The following is a 2,085-nucleotide window of genomic DNA, read 5'->3' on the forward strand; positions in this document are numbered from 1 at the left end:
TCTGATAAGACTATAGAAGTAGAAAGTTTCAATAATAAAAAGTATTTTAAAGATATTTATGACATTATTGGCAATGTACAATCATAAGACGTAGTGATACCAACAGGTGTAGAATGTAAGATGGTCAATAAAATAATAAATTTATGATGTAAAAGAGGTGAATTATGACTAAAAATCAGATGATAGAAGATATAATTGACATTCAATATTATGTAAAGATAACAGTATTTGGTGAAGAAATTAAAGATAAAAGTGAATATGCTGAAAATATTAAAAATGTATACAAATACATAAATATTGATGAGATAAAAGAAAATTATGAAGAAGTAAGATGCTTAGGTGTAGGTGCTATTAAATCAGGTTTAGAACATAATAGTCATATTAACTATTTAAATAAAAAACATAAAGCATATGAGGAATATTTACATAAATGTGAAATTATAGAATTAGAAAAGGAAGAAGAATTATCAAATGTTAAAGAATTAAAAGAGCTAAATGTTGATTGTATAGTTGAATATATAAAAGAGAAGGAATCTATTTTAAATGGAAAATAAACAAGTAATAATGTGCTTAACACTAGATGAATTGATGGTTATATCTGAAGGTTTAGATTTACTATGGAGTGAATTTAGTGATAATATTGAAGTAAATCAGATGGATATTCAAAGTGTTATAGAAAGAATTGATTCAGCAATAGAGAAAATAGAAAATGATTAGGGAACAGATAACATATTTTAAGCACACTAGGAGGTAGTCATGGAAAGAAGAACGTTGCAGTTAAAGTTATCAAAACTAGAAGAAAGAAACAAATGCTTAATTGAAGCACTTGAAAAATCAGATAAAGAATTAACAGATAGTAAACATTGTAAGTATTGCTATTATGGGTATGGTGGTTCAAACTACGATTATGAAGAAAATTGCAGAAAATGTTCTCATAAATCTAATTTTACAAGAATACCTTGCGAATGCTTATAGGAGAATAAATACTATATTTTAATCCAAAGGAGTAATTATATGAATTGTGGAAGTTGCAAATTTCAAGGGACAGACTGTAAATATAAGGAACATAAAAAATATAGTGAACTAGCACTATATGATTCATGTGTAGATGATGTATTATCAGTGATTTGTAGTAAATACGAAAAAAGGGAGATTAAATTTAGAGCATATGATGAAAACAATAATTTAATGATATATTCAGATAAATTAGATTGTGAAAGTAAATACTGGTTTAATATTGGAGGACAAGGAGTTACTTGCAATAGAAGTTATTCAAGATTCGAAGGTGAACATGAGTATATTGGTAGTGAAGTCTTAGATAATATTGTACAGTATACAGGCATGAAAGATACAAATGGAACTGAAATATATGAAGGTGATATTATTAAGGCAAAATTTATTAGAGATAAATCAATAATGACATGTGAAATATCAATATTAGAGTATGAATATGTACTTACAAATTTAGATACAGGTGAGATTATAAAGTTTGATGAATTTTATAGACGAAGTTTAGAAGTTGTAGGTAACGTATATGAAAATCCAGAGTTAGTTGGAGTTTAAAAATGAAAATATCAATAGTAGCTATTATAATAATCCAATTAATGCTACTTATAACAATGTACAGTGCAGTAAAAAGTAACATAATAAAAAAAGATATATATGTTCAAATGTTTTATTTATCTGCATTTATGATTATTGTTATAACTTTAATTGGATTTAGGTAGGAGTTTAAAAGAACTATTTTAATTTCAGAAACGGAGGATATGTATGTTAAACAAAGTATATGCAGTTGAAGAATTTGATGGAGAAAGTTTTCATGTACTAGATGTATTTTCTACGGAAGATAAAGCAAAAGAATTTATAAAATATGAAGAAGAGCAAGGTTATTATGGAAGTATGAATTGCACTGAATATGAAGTAAAATAAATTAAATGGGGTGGTTTTATGAATAGAGACGATTTAAGATATGACATAAAGTTATTAATGTCTTATAATTTGACTAGGATCATAACACTCAAAGATGAAAAAGGTATATGCGAGAAGGAATTATTTCTAAGTGTACCAATTGAAAGTTACTCAAAT

The 2,085-nt window shown here is 26.0% G+C and carries 6 protein-coding genes; all 6 read left to right on the forward strand.

Annotated features, from left to right (window positions below):
* The first annotated feature begins 164 nt into the window (after positions 1 to 164).
* From ACRDDY_RS02295 to ACRDDY_RS02320, 6 genes are read left to right on the forward strand one after another with little or no spacing between them, the layout of a single operon-like run.
* Positions 165 to 554 (forward strand): hypothetical protein, encoded by a 390-nt coding sequence (locus ACRDDY_RS02295; RefSeq protein WP_438563357.1) that lies wholly within the window; start codon positions 165 to 167, stop codon positions 552 to 554.
* Positions 544 to 717 carry a hypothetical protein gene (locus tag ACRDDY_RS02300; RefSeq protein ID WP_438563358.1) on the forward strand — a complete coding sequence of 58 codons (174 nt, stop codon included), beginning with the start codon at positions 544 to 546 and terminating at the stop codon, positions 715 to 717. The genes ACRDDY_RS02295 and ACRDDY_RS02300 overlap by 11 nt, the downstream gene beginning before the upstream one ends.
* A gap of 39 nt (positions 718 to 756) precedes the next feature.
* Positions 757 to 975: a hypothetical protein gene (locus ACRDDY_RS02305; RefSeq protein ID WP_438563359.1), complete on the forward strand. Its 219-nt coding sequence runs from the start codon at positions 757 to 759 to the stop codon at positions 973 to 975.
* A gap of 39 nt (positions 976 to 1,014) precedes the next feature.
* A complete protein-coding gene (locus ACRDDY_RS02310) occupies positions 1,015 to 1,563 on the forward strand; it encodes a YopX family protein (protein ID WP_438563360.1) in 549 nt (182 codons plus the stop codon).
* A gap of 2 nt (positions 1,564 to 1,565) precedes the next feature.
* Positions 1,566 to 1,727, forward strand: a complete 162-nt coding sequence (locus tag ACRDDY_RS02315; RefSeq protein ID WP_438563361.1) for a hypothetical protein — start codon at positions 1,566 to 1,568, stop codon at positions 1,725 to 1,727.
* 43 nt (positions 1,728 to 1,770) lie between these two features.
* The gene (locus ACRDDY_RS02320) at positions 1,771 to 1,929 is read left to right on the forward strand and encodes a DUF7336 domain-containing protein (RefSeq protein ID WP_438563362.1); all 159 of its coding nucleotides are present in this window, start codon (positions 1,771 to 1,773) and stop codon (positions 1,927 to 1,929) included.
* The last annotated feature ends 156 nt before the right edge of the window (positions 1,930 to 2,085 follow it).

Origin of the sequence: Clostridium sp., from assembly GCF_051656525.1 — a bacterium.
Taxonomy (GTDB): Bacteria; Bacillota; Clostridia; order Clostridiales; family Clostridiaceae; genus Clostridium.

Coding starts and splice junctions, on each gene's coding strand:
- ACRDDY_RS02300 (WP_438563358.1), top strand. CDS start 544: ATGGAAAATAAACAAGTAATAATGTGCTTAACACTAGATGAATTGATG.
- ACRDDY_RS02305 (WP_438563359.1), top strand. CDS start 757: ATGGAAAGAAGAACGTTGCAGTTAAAGTTATCAAAACTAGAAGAAAGA.
- ACRDDY_RS02295 (WP_438563357.1), top strand. CDS start 165: ATGACTAAAAATCAGATGATAGAAGATATAATTGACATTCAATATTAT.
- ACRDDY_RS02320 (WP_438563362.1), top strand. CDS start 1,771: ATGTTAAACAAAGTATATGCAGTTGAAGAATTTGATGGAGAAAGTTTT.
- ACRDDY_RS02315 (WP_438563361.1), top strand. CDS start 1,566: ATGAAAATATCAATAGTAGCTATTATAATAATCCAATTAATGCTACTT.
- ACRDDY_RS02310 (WP_438563360.1), top strand. CDS start 1,015: ATGAATTGTGGAAGTTGCAAATTTCAAGGGACAGACTGTAAATATAAG.